Annotated in this window: 14 protein-coding genes; 7 read left to right on the top strand and 7 right to left on the bottom strand. The window is 70.1% G+C overall.

Annotated features, from left to right (window positions below):
* The first annotated feature begins 39 nt into the window (after positions 1 to 39).
* The 4 genes from LX14_RS10745 to LX14_RS10730 all read left to right on the top strand — a co-directional run bounded on the left by LX14_RS10745 (position 40) and on the right by LX14_RS10730 (position 4,060).
* A complete protein-coding gene (locus LX14_RS10745) occupies positions 40 to 1,014 on the top strand; it encodes a pirin family protein (RefSeq protein WP_253647194.1) in 975 nt (324 codons plus the stop codon).
* Positions 1,015 to 1,413: 399 nt separating this feature from the next.
* Entirely contained in the window at positions 1,414 to 2,352 is a 939-nt protein-coding gene (locus LX14_RS10740) for a metal ABC transporter solute-binding protein, Zn/Mn family (protein ID WP_253647193.1), read from the top strand.
* Positions 2,353 to 2,408: 56 nt separating this feature from the next.
* Positions 2,409 to 3,167, top strand: a complete 759-nt coding sequence (locus LX14_RS10735) for a metal ABC transporter ATP-binding protein (RefSeq protein WP_253647975.1) — start codon at positions 2,409 to 2,411, stop codon at positions 3,165 to 3,167.
* Positions 3,164 to 4,060 carry a metal ABC transporter permease gene (locus LX14_RS10730; protein ID WP_253647192.1) on the top strand — a complete coding sequence of 299 codons (897 nt, stop codon included), beginning with the start codon at positions 3,164 to 3,166 and terminating at the stop codon, positions 4,058 to 4,060. The genes LX14_RS10735 and LX14_RS10730 overlap by 4 nt, the downstream gene beginning before the upstream one ends.
* 300 nt (positions 4,061 to 4,360) lie before the next feature.
* On the opposite strand, the gene LX14_RS10725 is transcribed toward LX14_RS10730, so the two are convergent.
* From LX14_RS10725 to LX14_RS10715, 3 genes are read right to left on the bottom strand one after another with little or no spacing between them, the layout of a single operon-like run.
* Positions 4,361 to 5,374, bottom strand: coding sequence for a cation diffusion facilitator family transporter (locus LX14_RS10725; RefSeq protein ID WP_253647191.1), 1,014 nt, complete (start codon positions 5,372 to 5,374; stop codon positions 4,361 to 4,363).
* Positions 5,371 to 5,778 (bottom strand): ArsR/SmtB family transcription factor, encoded by a 408-nt coding sequence (locus LX14_RS10720; protein ID WP_253647190.1) that lies wholly within the window; start codon positions 5,776 to 5,778, stop codon positions 5,371 to 5,373. The genes LX14_RS10725 and LX14_RS10720 overlap by 4 nt, the downstream gene beginning before the upstream one ends.
* 49 nt (positions 5,779 to 5,827) lie before the next feature.
* Positions 5,828 to 6,280, bottom strand: a complete 453-nt coding sequence (locus tag LX14_RS10715; protein ID WP_253647189.1) for a DUF2599 domain-containing protein — start codon at positions 6,278 to 6,280, stop codon at positions 5,828 to 5,830.
* A gap of 78 nt (positions 6,281 to 6,358) precedes the next feature.
* Between LX14_RS10715 and LX14_RS10710 the strand changes: the two genes are divergently transcribed.
* Positions 6,359 to 7,219 (top strand): alpha/beta fold hydrolase, encoded by an 861-nt coding sequence (locus LX14_RS10710; protein WP_253647188.1) that lies wholly within the window; start codon positions 6,359 to 6,361, stop codon positions 7,217 to 7,219.
* Between the two features lie 45 nt (positions 7,220 to 7,264).
* Here the strand turns inward: LX14_RS10710 and LX14_RS10705 are convergent, their stop codons facing one another.
* Positions 7,265 to 7,846, bottom strand: a complete 582-nt coding sequence (locus tag LX14_RS10705; RefSeq protein WP_253647187.1) for a TetR/AcrR family transcriptional regulator — start codon at positions 7,844 to 7,846, stop codon at positions 7,265 to 7,267.
* Between the two features lie 61 nt (positions 7,847 to 7,907).
* Between LX14_RS10705 and LX14_RS10700 the strand changes: the two genes are divergently transcribed.
* Positions 7,908 to 8,783, top strand: a complete 876-nt coding sequence (locus LX14_RS10700) for an SDR family NAD(P)-dependent oxidoreductase (protein ID WP_253647186.1) — start codon at positions 7,908 to 7,910, stop codon at positions 8,781 to 8,783.
* A gap of 51 nt (positions 8,784 to 8,834) precedes the next feature.
* Here the strand turns inward: LX14_RS10700 and LX14_RS10695 are convergent, their stop codons facing one another.
* Positions 8,835 to 10,400: a carboxylesterase/lipase family protein gene (locus tag LX14_RS10695; RefSeq protein WP_253647185.1), complete on the bottom strand. Its 1,566-nt coding sequence runs from the start codon at positions 10,398 to 10,400 to the stop codon at positions 8,835 to 8,837.
* A 22-nt stretch (positions 10,401 to 10,422) separates the two neighbouring features.
* On the opposite strand from LX14_RS10695, the gene LX14_RS10690 reads away from it, so the two are divergent.
* The gene (locus LX14_RS10690; protein WP_253647184.1) at positions 10,423 to 11,190 is read left to right on the top strand and encodes a LamB/YcsF family protein; all 768 of its coding nucleotides are present in this window, start codon (positions 10,423 to 10,425) and stop codon (positions 11,188 to 11,190) included.
* Between the two features lie 13 nt (positions 11,191 to 11,203).
* On the opposite strand, the gene LX14_RS10685 is transcribed toward LX14_RS10690, so the two are convergent.
* Both LX14_RS10685 and LX14_RS10680 read right to left on the bottom strand, forming a co-directional pair.
* Positions 11,204 to 12,292: an NAD(P)H-dependent amine dehydrogenase family protein gene (locus LX14_RS10685; RefSeq protein ID WP_253647183.1), complete on the bottom strand. Its 1,089-nt coding sequence runs from the start codon at positions 12,290 to 12,292 to the stop codon at positions 11,204 to 11,206.
* Between the two features lie 29 nt (positions 12,293 to 12,321).
* Entirely contained in the window at positions 12,322 to 13,338 is a 1,017-nt protein-coding gene (locus LX14_RS10680) for an aromatic ring-hydroxylating dioxygenase subunit alpha (protein ID WP_253647182.1), read from the bottom strand.
* Positions 13,339 to 13,425 lie beyond the last annotated feature (87 nt).

Genomic DNA, 13,425 nt, shown 5'->3' with positions numbered 1-13,425 from the left:
AGACGCGCCCACGCAGGCGCGCACCGCGAGGAGGACCTCATGGCCGCAGTGACCGCAGACACGTTGACGCTGGACCGCGTGGCGGCGCCCGCACCCACCGACACCGAACGCCCCGTCCGTTCCGTCACCACCGGCCCCCGCGGGTACGAGGGCGAGGGTTTCCCGGTGGTCCGCGCGTTCGCCGGGGTGAGCAAGGCAGACCTCGACCCGTTCATCCACATGGACCAGATGGGTGAGGTCGACTACGAGCCCGGCGAGCCCAAGGGCACCAGCTGGCACCCCCACCGCGGGTTCGAGACCGTCACCTACATCATCGACGGCAAGTTCGCGCACCAGGACTCCCACGGCGGCGGCGGCCTCATCGCCGACGGCGCCACCCAGTGGATGACCGCGGGCGCGGGCATCCTCCACATCGAGACCCCGCCCGCCGAACTCGTCGAGAGCGGGGGCGTGTTCCACGGGATCCAGCTGTGGGTGAACCTGCCGAAGTCCGAGAAGTTCTCGACTCCCGCGTACCAGTCCATCGAGGGCGGGCAGACGCGTCTCGTCTCCTCCACCGACGGCGGCTCGCTGGTGCGCATCATCGCCGGCGCGATCGGCGATCACCAGGGGCCGGGTGCCACGCGGACGCCGATCACGCTGGCGCACGCGACGATCGAGCCCGGCGCCCAGCTGAACGTGCCGTGGCAGCGTGACCACAACGCGCTCGTGTACGTCCTGTCGGGCGAGGGCACCGTCGGTCCGCTGGGACACCCGATCGCCGGCGGCCAGCTCGCGGTGCTCGGCCCGGGCGACCGGATCACCGTCTCTGCCGCGGCGTCGCAGGACTCGAACCGTCCGGCGATGGAGGTCCTGCTGCTGGGCGGCCGTCCGATCCGCGAGCCGGTGTTCGCCTACGGTCCGTTCGTGATGACCACCAAGCAGGAGGTCGTCGACGCGATCGAGGACTTCAACGCGGGCCGCTTCGGCCAGATCCCGCCGGACGCGCTGATGCCGCATCGATCGGTGCGGTGACGACCGTCTCCACTTCGAGGTTCACAGGGCCGGGGTCACCCCCCGGCCCTGTGACGTCCCACATGCGAGACGGCGGCCGCGTCGGACCCGGCCCAGAGTTCGTCGTCCTCTCCGTCACCCTGTGACGGATTTAAGATCCCTTCAACAATCCGTCGGTACGTTGCGGCCATGACGTCCTGCGTCATGGCGTTCACGCGTCGCGAGCCGTCATCCCTGTCGCACTTCACCGTTCACCCGGTTTCGCGACCGCTCTACCCCACACCGGCGGTGATCGAGGTGTGACGACGCCGGGGCTCCCGACGCGACGAGGGGCGTGTCGGGATCCCCGGACGGCCCCGACCGACGTCGCTTCTTGACAACGGTTACCATTTCCGACCGACGAGGGTGAAGGAGATCCGGATGATCAGGGTGCGGGACACGACGGGCCGCGCGAGGGCTGTCGGCGCGGCGGTCGCGATGGCGACCGCGGTCGTCGTCACGGCGACGGCATGCGGCGCCAACACGGGCCCCGCGGTGCCCGGCAAGCTGAGCGTCATCGCCTCCACCGACGTGTGGGGCGCCGTCGCGTCCGCCGTCGCCGGCGACAAGGCCGGGGTGCGGTCGATCTACACCTCGCCCGACGGGGATCCGCACGAGTTCGAGCCCACCGCCCGCGACACCGCGACCATCAGCGGCGCCGACGTCATCGTGCTCAACGGCGCCGACTACGACGCGTACATGGAGAAGGCGCAGAAGAACCCGGACTCGCCGGTCATCAGCGCCTTCGACGTCTACAAGAAGGACAACCCGGACGCCGCGACCGGCGACGGCGAGGTCAACGAGCACTTCTTCTACAACCTGCGCGTCGTGCGCGACGTCGCATCCGACCTCGCCGACGCCATGGCGCGCAAGGACCCGCCCAACCGCGAGGCCTACCGCGACAACGCCGCCGCGTTCGGACAGAAGGTCGAGACGCTCGAGGCCGAGCTGGGCCGGATCAAGGCCGCCCACCAGGGCGAGAAGGTCGCCCAGACCGAGCCGCTCGCCGCCTACCTGCTCTCCGAGGCCGGACTCCAGGACGCGACACCGTCGGCCTTCACCGACGCGGTCGAGGCGGGCAACGATCCTCCGGCCGCGGCGATCGCCACCACCGAGGACCTGATCAGCAAGCGCGAGGTCGCGGCCCTGCTCTACAACACCCAGGCCGTCGACCCCACCACCGAGCGACTGCTCGAGCGCAGCAAGAAGGCGGGCCTGCCCGTCGTCGAGCTGACCGAGACCCTCCCGCAGGGTGTCGACGACTACGTCACGTGGCAGACGCGCCAGATCAGCGCGATCAGCTCCGCGGTCTCCCGCTGACCAGCACACTGACCCCCGTGGACACGCGTGCGGTGGTCTCGATCCGTGGCGCCCGGATGGCATTCGGCGCGCGCACGTTGTGGAGCGGGTTCGACCTCGACGTCGCGCCCGGCGAGTTCGTCGCGGTGTTGGGGCCCAACGGGTCCGGCAAGACCTCGCTGTTGCGGGTGTTGCTCGGCCAGTACCGCCTCGACGCGGGCACCGTCCGCGTCGACGGTCGGGTGGGGTACATCCCGCAGCAACGGCCCATCCCCGAGGGCGTCCCCCTGCGGGGGCGGGATCTCGTCGGACTCGGCGTCGACGGCCACCGGTGGGGCCTCGGTCTGCGTCGCCGCGCGGCCCGGGAGGCCGCCGTCGACGCCGCGATCGACCAGGTGGACGCACGCTCGTTCGCCGACGGTTCGCTGGGGATGCTGTCCGGTGGTGAGCAGCAGCGACTGCGCGTGGCGCAGGCCCTCGCCGCCGATCCGACGGTCCTGCTCTGCGACGAGCCGTTGCTCTCGCTCGACCCCGCCAACCAGGCCCGCGTCGCGCAGCTCATCGATCGGCGCCGGCGCGCCTCGGCGACGGCGGTCGTGTTCGTGACCCACGAGATCACCCCGATCCTCCCCTTCGTCGACCGTGTGGTGCACCTCGTCGACGGCCGCTTCCGCATCGGGACCGTCGACGAGGTGATGACGTCGCGGACGCTGTCGGAGCTGTACCGCAGCAGGGTCGACGTGATCCGGCTGCGGGACCGGATCGTCGTGGTCGGCGCCGACGACTCCGCCTGCCACGGCGAGCATCTCGACGACACCGTCGAGGTGGAACCGTGAACACCGCGAGCTGGTCCTCGTTCTTCGACGTCGACGTCACCTGGCTTCTCCTGCAGCGCGACTTCGTCCTCTACGGCGTCGGTGCGTTGGCGTTGATCGGCCTGTTGGGCGGACTGCTCGGACCCACCGTGGTCAGCCGGCAGATGTCCTTCGCCGTGCACGGGACCTCCGAGCTCACGTTCACCGGTGCCGCCGCCGCGCTGCTGGTGGGCGTCGGGGTGAACACCGGCGCACTCGCGGGTGCCGTCGTCGCCGCACTCGTGTTCGGACTCCTGGGAAACCGTGCGCGCGAACGGGACTCGGTCATCGGCGTCGTCCTCGCCTTCGGACTCGGTCTGGGGTTGTTGTTCGTCTTCCTCCACGGTCGCGTCGGCACGGGTTTCGCGTTGCTGGCCGGACAGGTGGTCGCCGTCGGACCCGACGGTCTGCGCGACGTCCTGATCACCACGGTCGTCGTGCTCGCCGTGCTCGCGGTGATCTACCGCCCACTGCAGTTCGCCAGCACCGATCCCGACGTCGCCGAGGCCCTCGGCGTCCGCACCCGTCTGCTGTCGGTGGTCTTCGCGGTGATCCTCGGGGCGGCGGTGGCGCAGGCGGTGCAGATCATCGGTGCTCTGCTGGTGATGTCGTTGCTGATCACCCCGGCGGCCGCGGCGTCGCGCGTCACCTCGCGCCCGGCGATGGTGGTGCTGCTGTCGGTCGTGTTCGCCGAGGTCGCCGCCCTGGGTGGACTCGTGCTGTCACTGGCCCCGAACCTGCCCGCGTCCGTGCTCGTCACGTCGATCTCGTTCGCGATCTACGTCGTCTGCCGGGTCATCGGTCGACGCCGCCTGTCGCGCACCGCCGTCACTGCCCGCCGACGCGTCGAGGAGACCGTCGCCACCGCCCGTTGACGCTCCGGTTCCAGGGTTCCCGCTCCGGTTCCAGGGTTCCCGCTCCGGTTCCAGGGTTCCCGCTCCGGTTCCAGGGTTCCCGCTCCGGTTCCAGGGTTCCCGCTCCGGTTCCAGGGTTCCCGCTCCGGTTCCAGGGTTCCCGCTCCGGTTCCAGGGTTCCCGCTCCACATGTTCGAGGACGCTCCGCCTGCAGGCGGAGCGTCCTTCGACATGTGGAGCGTCGGGCCTGCAGGTGGAGCGTCGGCCCTGCAAGTGGAGCGTCCGCCCGGTAGATGGAGCGCATCGCGACGGCGAACCGCGTCACCGATGCCCGGGATAGGCATGCACGAGCGCTGACGCGACACCCGGGACATGGTCGACGAGTTCGCGTTCCGCTCGATGCGCGGTGGCGTGTGCCTCGCGGAGGGGCGCGGTCTCGTCGACGTCGACCTCGATCTCCGCGTGCATCCGGTGACCGATCCACCGCATGCGCACACCCGTCACACCCAGCACCCCGGGGACGTCGCCCACCACGCGCTCGGCCTCGCCGACGACGGCCGGGTCGACGGCGTCCATGAGGCGCCGCAGGACATCCCGTCCGGCGGTCCACAACACCCCGACGATCGCCACGGTGATCACGATCCCCACGATCGGGTCGACGACGGGGGCACCCAGCGCGGTCCCGCCCGCGCCGATCAGCACGGCCAGTGACGTGAACCCGTCCGTGCGGGCGTGCTGTCCGTCGGCGACCAGTGCCGCCGAGCCGATCGAGCGACCCACCCGGATCCGGTACTGCGCCACCAGCTCGTTGCCGACGAACCCGACAGCCCCGGCGCCGGCCACCCACGCAAGGTGAGTCGGTGCGACGGGGTCGACGAGCCGCCGGACCGACTCGTAGCCGGCGACGACGGCGCTGGCCGCGATCATCAGGATCACGAACAGCCCGGCCAGATCCTCCGCCCGACCGAAGCCGTAGGTGTACCGGCGCGTGGGTCGTCGCCGGCCGACGAGGAACGCGAGCGCCAGCGGGACGGCGGTGAAGGCGTCCGAGAAGTTGTGGATCGTGTCGGCCATCAGCGCGACCGATCCCGACAGCAGCGTGATGACGAGCTGCACCACGGCGGTCGCCAGCAGGACCGCGAAACTGACGCCGACCGCCCGGATACCGCGGGCGCTGCCCTCGATCGCGTCGTCGATGCGATCGGCGGCGTCATGGCTGTGCGGTGTCAGCGCGTGCGGGACCCATCGCCGCCATCCGGTGGCCGGGTGGTCGTGATCGTGGTGATGATCGTGATCGCCGTGCGCCCCGTGCTGGTGACGACCGGGGGCGGTCATGCGGACCCCGTCGACGCATCGCGGACGACGGAGATGGCGGCCTCGCCGGCGTGGGCGTCGGTCCGGTGGTGGCCCGGCGTGCCCGGTCCCGCGTGCTCGGCGTTGAAGACGGCGTCGACGACCATCTGCTGCACATGGTCGTTCTCGAGACGGTAGAAGACCGTGGTCCCCTCCTTGCGCGTGCGCACCAGGCGTGCCATCCGCAGTTTCGCCAGGTGTTGGCTCACCGACGCCGCCGGTTTGCCGACCTTCTCGGCGAGCTCGTTGACCGAGCACTCGCGGTCCACGAGTGCCCACAGCACCTGCACACGGGTGGCGTCGGAGAGCATCCGGAACACCTCGACGACGAGGGCGACCTGGTCGTCGGCGAGCGTTCGTCGGCAGACCCGCTTATCTGCATTCATATGCAGACAGTAGCGAATGGGAACCGACCGGCCCGGACGCGACCGGGCCTCAGATCTCCGGACCGCCGGGGTTGCAGCGGGCCGCGACCATCTGCTGCTGGTCGACGACGGGCCGCCACGGTTCGAGGTTCCAGCTGGGCTTGTCGGGGGCGACGAGGCGGGCAAAGGTCCAGTGGCAGTCGAATTGGGCCTGCATGCCGGGGGTGTTCGCCCCCGGGTCGTCGGCGAGGACCTCCCGCCAGGCCTCGGCGGCGTCGGTGTCGCCGTTCGCGCGGCGCCCCGACGGGGTCGGATACACCTGCAGGCTCGGCCCCGACGAGGTCTGCACCCACATCACGCGATCGATGAACGGAGGCACCGCAGGCGGAACCGACGACGTGATCACCGCAGGGGTCGACGCCGGAGCGGACGGTGCAGACGACAGGGCGGCCGGGGTGTCGGAGGTGTCCGCACCACACCCGGCCAGCACGGCCACGGCCGCGACCACACCCGTGGTCACCATCAGACGCCGCGAGCCCGAACGTGTCGATCGGATGTCGATCTCGGCTCCTCCCCCCTCGCGTCTGCCAGCATGTTCGCCATGCCCACTCGGCCTGCCGTCGACCATACGCAGCCCGCCGCACCCGTCCCGGGACCGTCCGCGGGCGACGCGACCGGCCTGCGGCCCGGCGACTGCGTCGACGGCGGTGTCTACGTCGACGTCGCCGGTCACCCCATCTGGCACTTCGACAGCGGCGACGGCCGCCCGGTGGTGCTGCTGCACGGGGCGTTCGCGGGCGCCTCGTCGTTCGGCGCCCAGATCCCCGAGCTCCTGAAGTCCGGCTGGCGTGTCCTCGCGCCGGAGCGGGCCGGCCACGCCCACTCCCCCGACGACGGCCGGCCGTTCGGCTACTCGCGGATGGCCGACGACACGATCGCCTACCTCGACGCGGTCCTGGGGACGGCGTCGCGGCTCGTCGGGTGGAGCGACGGCGCTGTCGTCGCACTGCTCGTCGCCCAGCGCCGACCCGATCTCGTCGACCGCATGGTGCTCGTCGGGCAGTACTACAACAGCGACGGAAAGGTCGCCGACAGCATCACCGACAACTTGCTGGAGGGGTCGGAGACCATGCGGTTCCTGTCCGCCGAGTACGACGCGGTCAGTCCTGACGGCCCCGCCCATTTCGCCGAGATCCACCGCAAGACCATGGCGATGATCGCGAGCGAACCGGAGATCGACCTGGCGACGCTGGGTTCGGTCACCACGCCGACGCTGGTCGTCCAGGGCGACCGCGACGAGGTGACCGTCGCCCACACCCTCGACGTGGTCGCGGCACTGGGTGACGCCCGCCCGGCGGTGCTGCCGGGGACGCACCTGTTGCCACTGGAGTCCCCCGACGTCTTCAACCCGTTGATGCTCGCGTTCCTCGCCGGCGATCCCCCTGCCCGGTGGGACCTCTGACAGCGTCACGACCCGGTGGCGGTCGTCCGGTGGACGACGCAGACGTCACCCACCGGTGAACAGCGTTGTCGTGTCGTCGATCAGGACGGCGGCGGCCTCGGCGGAGATCCGGCCCGTGCCGACCAGCGTGGCGATGCCCTGCAGGGTCGCGATGAGCAGCATCTGCGTACGCTCCGGATCCTCGAGTGGCCGGATGCCGGCTCGGTGGCCGTCCCGGACGACCTGCCCGGAGATCTCGTAGAAGCGCTGCACCACCTCCGTCATCGACGGCGGCGGATCCGCCGTCCTGGTGAACATGAGGTCGAGCAGGGCCGGATCGGTCGAGGCGAAGTCGACGAACACCGTTGCGAGAGCGCGGAACCGCGCAACGTGATCGGGGTGCGCGGCAACCGCGTCGCTCATCCTCGCCGTCAGTTGCTCGAAACCCCGCTCGGCGAGCGCGTTCACGAGCGCCTGACGATCACGGAAGTGCCGTCGGGGAGCTCCGTGGCTGACGCCGGCGTCGCGCGCCAACTCCCGCAGCGACAACGCGTCGACGCCGCCGGATCGCAGGACCTCGTGCGCCCGCTCCAACAACTCCGACCGCAGGTTCCCGTGGTGGAACGGTCTGCCCATGTCGGTGCCCATCCGATGACGATACCCCGATGTAGTCATTGACTACTTTGTAGACACCGCCTACTTTGGACGCATGGCCCCTCCCCCGTCGTCACCCCGTCCTCCTCGCGACCTGGACGGCACCACCGTCATCGTCACGGGCGCCAACTCCGGCATCGGTCTGCGCACCGCAGAGGCACTGGCCTCGCGCGGAGCCCACACCGTGCTGGCCGTCCGCGACGTCAGCCGCGGAGAGGACGCCGCATCCCACCTGAGCGGGTCGACGGAGGTCCTCCCCCTCGACCTCACGGCTCCGGAGTCCCTCCGCGAGTTCGTTCGTCGGTGGGGTTCCCGACCGGTCGACTGGCTCGTCAACAACGCCGGCATCAGCACCACCGACCTCCGTCGCACGGCGACCGGGCGGGAACTGCAGTTCGCGACCAACCATCTCGGACCGTTCGCCCTGACCAACCTGCTGCTCCCGGTGATCACGCGGCGCATCGTCACCGTGTCCTCGATGGCCGAGCGTCAGGCCCGCCTCGACCTCGACGACATCGACTGGGAGCGGAGACCGTACAAGGGGTTCCGGGCGTACGCGGACTCCAAGCAGGCCAACCTGCTGTTCACCGCCGAACTGCAGCGCCGCCTCGACGCCGCCGGGTCGGCGGTGACGGCACTCGCCGCCCACCCGGGGTTCGTCGCCACGAACATCTACGACGAGACCACGAATCCGCTGGCACGCCTGGCTCTTCGGTTCGTCGCACAGGGCCCTGCGCAGGGAGCTCTGCCGGTTCTCCACGCCACGCTGGGCGACCTCCCGGGCGACACGTTCACCGGACCGGAGCACCTGTTCCACATGCGGGGCGGCTCACAGGTCATCACGCGTTCGTCGCGCGCCGCGGATCCCGAATTCGCTGCCGCACTGTGGGATGTGAGCGAACGGATCACCGGCGTCACCTTCCCGCTCTGACCCGCGTCGCACCCACCGTCGCCGGACCTCGAGCGAAACCCAGCCGTCACCTCACCCGACGTCGTCGACCTTCTGATGCTCGCGTTCCTCGCCGGCGATCCCGCCGCCCAGCGGGACCTCCGCGTACGAGCGGTATCCCGACCACGCGGCCCGCCGTTCGCCCTTCGGGTCGAACTCGGTGCGCAGGGGGTCGTCGATGATGCGGACCGCGCGGGTCTCGGTGTCGTAGCGGGGCCACGCCGACCGCGGGGCCCCGGTCGCGGCGAACGAGCCCCAGTCGTTCTGGACCGCCTCGGTCACGCGGCGCGCGGCGCGCTTGTCGCCCGCGGCGGTCAGCACCGAGCCGACACGGGAGGTGAGCAGCCCGAACACCGCCATGAGCTCCATCGCGTGGGTCGGCCCGAAGCCGATCCAGTCGAGGATGCGGGTGGAGTAGTCGTAGCGGTAGACGTACGTCGGGGCCGTCGCGCTGTGACCGTCGGCGATCGCCACCGACGGCGCCCAGAAGATCATGTCGCCCATGATCTTCCGGCAGACGGCGGGCTCGGGGAACCCGGGGTAGGCGGTGAGGATCGCCTCACGGACCTCGGGTGTCGCACCCTCCAGCGACCGTCGGACGGCGCCCGGGCTGGTCGGGAGCACAGGGAAGACCTTGGCGAACAGGTTGGCCTCGACCCGGTTGGTCCCGATGATCAGGGGCACCGGATGGGTGCGCCCGTCGCCCGCGGCCTCGATGGGGTCCTGCGGCAGGATCTCGCCGTCGATGGTCGGACCGAACGGTTGCGCGCCCGGCACCAGCTTCCCCGCCTCCCGTGCGAGACGGTCGCCGGCGTGACCGAGCTGCGCGGGGGTCGCCGTGTGCAGCGCGGCGACGGGATCCGGGTGGGTTTCCCCGAGGATGTCGACGAAGGTCTCCGCGAACTTCGTCGCCCATTTCTGGGGAAGCGTCAGCGCGGGCGCCGAGCTCTGGGCGATCGCGCGGTGGAACAGGCCCTCCGCCGACGGGGTGGCGAGCAGGGTGGTGACCGCGTTGCCGCCGGCGCTCTCACCGAAGACGGTCACGTTGTCGGGGTCGCCGCCGAACCCGGCGATGTTGCGCTGCACCCACTGCAACGCCGCCACCTGATCGCGCAGGCCGAGGTTGCCGTCGAACGTCCGTGCCTCGGAGGAGAACCCGGTCAGGTCGAGGTAGCCGAGCGCACCGAGCCGGTAGTTGATCGAGACGTAGACGACGCCCGTCGCACGGACCAGCGAGTCGCCGCGGTAGGTCTGTGAGGACCCGAGGATGTAGGCACCCCCGTGGATGAACACCATCACCGGCAGCGGTCCGGACCGCCGCGCCGGCGCGATGACGTTCAACGTCAGGCAGTCCTCGCTGACCGGCTGGTGTTTGTTGATCCCGGTGGTCGTGTACCGGCGGGCCTGCGGTGCGGCGTTGCGGAAGCTGACGCAGTGGCGCACGCCGCGCCACCCGACCGGCGGTTGCGGCGCACGGAAGCGCCGGTCGCCCATCGGCGGCGCGGCGTAGGGGATCCCCCGCCACGAGTGCAGGCCGTCGTACGCGACACCGTCGACGACACCGTCCGCCGTGGTCACGGTGGTATCAGCTTGTCCCATGGGTCGACACTAGCCTGTGACCATGGCAGCTGATCAGGTCGATCTGAACGCCGATCTCGGCGAGGGATTCGGGGTCTGGACGCTCGGCGACGACCCCGCGATGCTGTCGGTGGTCACCTCCGCGAACATCGCGTGCGGCTTCCACGCCGGGGACCCGGCCGGGCTGCGCCGTGTGTGCGCCGCGGCCGTCGCCGCGGGGGTGCGGATCGGTGCGCAGGTGTCCTATCCCGACCGCGTCGGGTTCGGCCGTCGCTTCGTCGACGTCGGCCACGACGATCTCGTCGCCGACGTCGTCTACCAGATCGGCGCGCTCGACGGCATCGCCCGATCAGTGGGGGGCCGCGTCGAGTACGTGAAACCCCATGGAGCGCTGTACAACACGATCGTGACGCATGAGGGCCAGGCACAGGCTGTCGTCGACGCGGTGGCCGCCCTTGACAGGACACTGCCGCTGGTGACCCTGCCCGGCTCCGTCGCCGCCGCGACGGCCCGTGACGCCGGTGTCCGTGTGATCGCCGAGGGATTCGCCGACCGCGGGTATCGCGCCGACGGGTCGCTCGTCCCCCGGTCCGAGCGCGGGGCCGTCCTCGGCGACACCGCCGAGATCGCCGAGCGCGTCGTCGAGATGGTCACCACCGGTCGGGTGAGTGCCGTCGACGGGACGGTCGTCACCGTCGACATCGACTCCGTCTGCCTGCACGGCGACACACCGGGCGCCGTCGACCACGCCCGCGCGGTCGCCTCGGCCCTGCGCGATGCGGGGGTCGAGCTCAGGTCGTTCCTCGCCTGACCGGGCCCGTCGACTACCGCACGAAGCGTCCCGCGAAGGCACGCAGCGGCAGGTCTGCGCTGGTGATGATCCCCGGGCGGGCCTCGTGGACGGACCGGATCGCGTTGAGGGCGGGCAGCCCCGTGACCGTCATGCCGATCGAGGCGAAGTCGCTCGGATCGTCCAGTCGGACTCCGGGCTTGGGGAAGATCATGTGCTTGCTGTAGATGTTCGGGTCGCCCTTGATGTGGGTGATGTAGCAGCCCTTGATGTCCCAGGACGGATCGGTGTGCGGGGTCATCTGCCATTCGAGGTGGGTCTCGACGCGCGGCACCCCGTCGACCATCCCCTGGTACTTGATGTAGTTGGCACCCAGCGAACCCTTCGGCATGACGTACCAGCCCAGGTCGACGTCCTTGGTGCACGCGCCCAGTTCGTAGGAGAACGCCACCTCGTCGAGCTCGAGGTCGAACGCGTCGGCCATGAGACGCACGCTGTCCTCGAACACCGCCGTGTACTTGTGCAGCGAGTCGGGGATGCTCGGGTCGTCGACGGGCCTGCCGTACCCGACCTCTTTCCACGTCTCGACCGAGTGGTGACACGACACGTCCACCGACTCGGTGACGGTGATGTTCTCGATCTCGGCGACGTCGGCGGTGTGGACGATGCCGAGGATCTGCGCGAGGCCGGGGTTCATGCCGGTGCCGTAGAAGGTGGATCCGCCCTTCTGGCAGGCGGCTTCGAGGACCTCGGTGATGGGCGTGCCCGACGCGTGGGCGTGGTGTGCGTCGCGGTGGTGGCCGGTGATGAAGTCGGCGGTGGTCACGATGTCGATGCCGGCCTCGAGGATCGGGACGTACAGGTCCTCGTCGGGGAAGACACCGTGGAAGGTCACGACATCGGGCCTCGCGGCGATGATCTCGTCGACGGAACCGGTCGCGACGACCCCGATGGGGTCGAGACCCGCGAGGACGCCCGCGTCCCGGCCGATCTTGTCCGGCGAGTAGCAGTGCACGCCGATCAACTCGAGGTCACGGTGGGTACCGATCCGCTTGATCATCTCGGTCCCGACGTTGCCGGTCGCGACCTGGAAGACGCGGATCGGCGTCGAAGCGGTTGTCATGGTGAGCCTTTCGTCCGGAGCGGGTCAGGTCAGCGGCCGGCGTGCGCACGTGCGGCGGCCGGGTCGAAGTCGTCGGGGTAGAACTGCGTGGCCCACCTGCGGATGGCGGTGAAGCCCGCGAACTCCTTCGGCGACAGGGCCGGCGGGTCGGAGTAGCGCTGGTGCTTCCAGATGTGGACGTCGTTGCTGAACTGTTCGATGACGCCCGCGGCGTGCCTGAGTGACCTGCTGGTGGGCTGGGGTCCGTCGTCGCCGGGCTTGCGGCCGATCCAGGTGGTGAAGCGGACGTCGGAGGTGGTGGCGTCGACCGGTGTCACCGCGGTCAGCGTCCGGTTGTCGATCATCCCCCAGCTCTTCGTGCACGCCACGCCGATCCCGTTGTTGATCGCCTGCACACCGCTGTTGATCTCCTCGGCGGGGACGTCGTCGAAGGCGACGGTGAAGTCGACGTAGGACACCGGGGCGTCGAAGTCGTGGCGGGTGAACTCCGGGACCAGCGGGGTGTCGTGCACGTACTTGAAGTGGGCGAAGTCGACGCCGTTCTCCATCACGTACTGCGGGTGGATCTCCACCCCGGGCTCGAACAGCGTGCTGTGGCCGTAGGCGGGGTAGTAGTCGGCCTCACTCTTGTCGTCGTCGAACCCGCTGAGCGCCGGTGTCACCCGGAAGTACGGCTCCCGCCGGCGCTCGTCGAACCAGATGAAGACGGATTCGCTGTGCTCGTCGACGGGATATGTCCGGATCCGCCGGCCCTTGTTCGGCCGCTTCTCGTAGGGGACGCAGACGTTGCGGCCGTCGGAGTCCCATTCCCAGCCGTGGAACGGGCATCGGATGATCTCGCCGTCCACCGTGCCGCCGTGGCCCAGGTGCGCGCCGAGGTGCTCGCAGTAGGCGTCCATCACGGTGACCTGCCCCGATGCGGACCGCCAGGCGACCATCTCGGTGTCGAAGTAGTGCATCCGGTGCACGGCGCCGATCGCGATCTCGGCCGACCAGGCGACCTGGAACCAGCCGGTCGGCCGCATCGGCAGAGGCGTCTTCGCCATCCGGTGTCCTCTCGCCGTCGAGCAGTGATGCGCTCACCATAGAACCCTCTGTAATAAAAAGACAGAGGGTTCTGTGAACTGCACGCG

It is taken from the genome of Williamsia deligens, assembly GCF_024171765.1.
GTDB classification, from domain to species: domain Bacteria; phylum Actinomycetota; class Actinomycetes; order Mycobacteriales; family Mycobacteriaceae; genus Williamsia_A; species Williamsia_A deligens.
This window is presented reverse-complemented; position numbering and strand designations above follow the sequence as displayed.

Bases quoted from the DNA above. Each gene is read 5' to 3' on its own strand.
- LX14_RS10745 (WP_253647194.1), top strand. From the start codon at position 40: ATGGCCGCAGTGACCGCAGACACGTTGACGCTGGACCGCGTGGCGGCG.
- LX14_RS10740 (WP_253647193.1), top strand. From the start codon at position 1,414: ATGATCAGGGTGCGGGACACGACGGGCCGCGCGAGGGCTGTCGGCGCG.
- LX14_RS10735 (WP_253647975.1), top strand. From the start codon at position 2,409: ATGGCATTCGGCGCGCGCACGTTGTGGAGCGGGTTCGACCTCGACGTC.
- LX14_RS10725 (WP_253647191.1), bottom strand. From the start codon at position 5,374: ATGACCGCCCCCGGTCGTCACCAGCACGGGGCGCACGGCGATCACGAT.
- LX14_RS10720 (WP_253647190.1), bottom strand. From the start codon at position 5,778: ATGAATGCAGATAAGCGGGTCTGCCGACGAACGCTCGCCGACGACCAG.
- LX14_RS10715 (WP_253647189.1), bottom strand. From the start codon at position 6,280: ATGGTGACCACGGGTGTGGTCGCGGCCGTGGCCGTGCTGGCCGGGTGT.
- LX14_RS10710 (WP_253647188.1), top strand. From the start codon at position 6,359: ATGCCCACTCGGCCTGCCGTCGACCATACGCAGCCCGCCGCACCCGTC.
- LX14_RS10705 (WP_253647187.1), bottom strand. From the start codon at position 7,846: ATGGGCACCGACATGGGCAGACCGTTCCACCACGGGAACCTGCGGTCG.
- LX14_RS10700 (WP_253647186.1), top strand. From the start codon at position 7,908: ATGGCCCCTCCCCCGTCGTCACCCCGTCCTCCTCGCGACCTGGACGGC.
- LX14_RS10695 (WP_253647185.1), bottom strand. From the start codon at position 10,400: ATGGGACAAGCTGATACCACCGTGACCACGGCGGACGGTGTCGTCGAC.
- LX14_RS10690 (WP_253647184.1), top strand. From the start codon at position 10,423: ATGGCAGCTGATCAGGTCGATCTGAACGCCGATCTCGGCGAGGGATTC.
- LX14_RS10685 (WP_253647183.1), bottom strand. From the start codon at position 12,292: ATGACAACCGCTTCGACGCCGATCCGCGTCTTCCAGGTCGCGACCGGC.
- LX14_RS10680 (WP_253647182.1), bottom strand. From the start codon at position 13,338: ATGGCGAAGACGCCTCTGCCGATGCGGCCGACCGGCTGGTTCCAGGTC.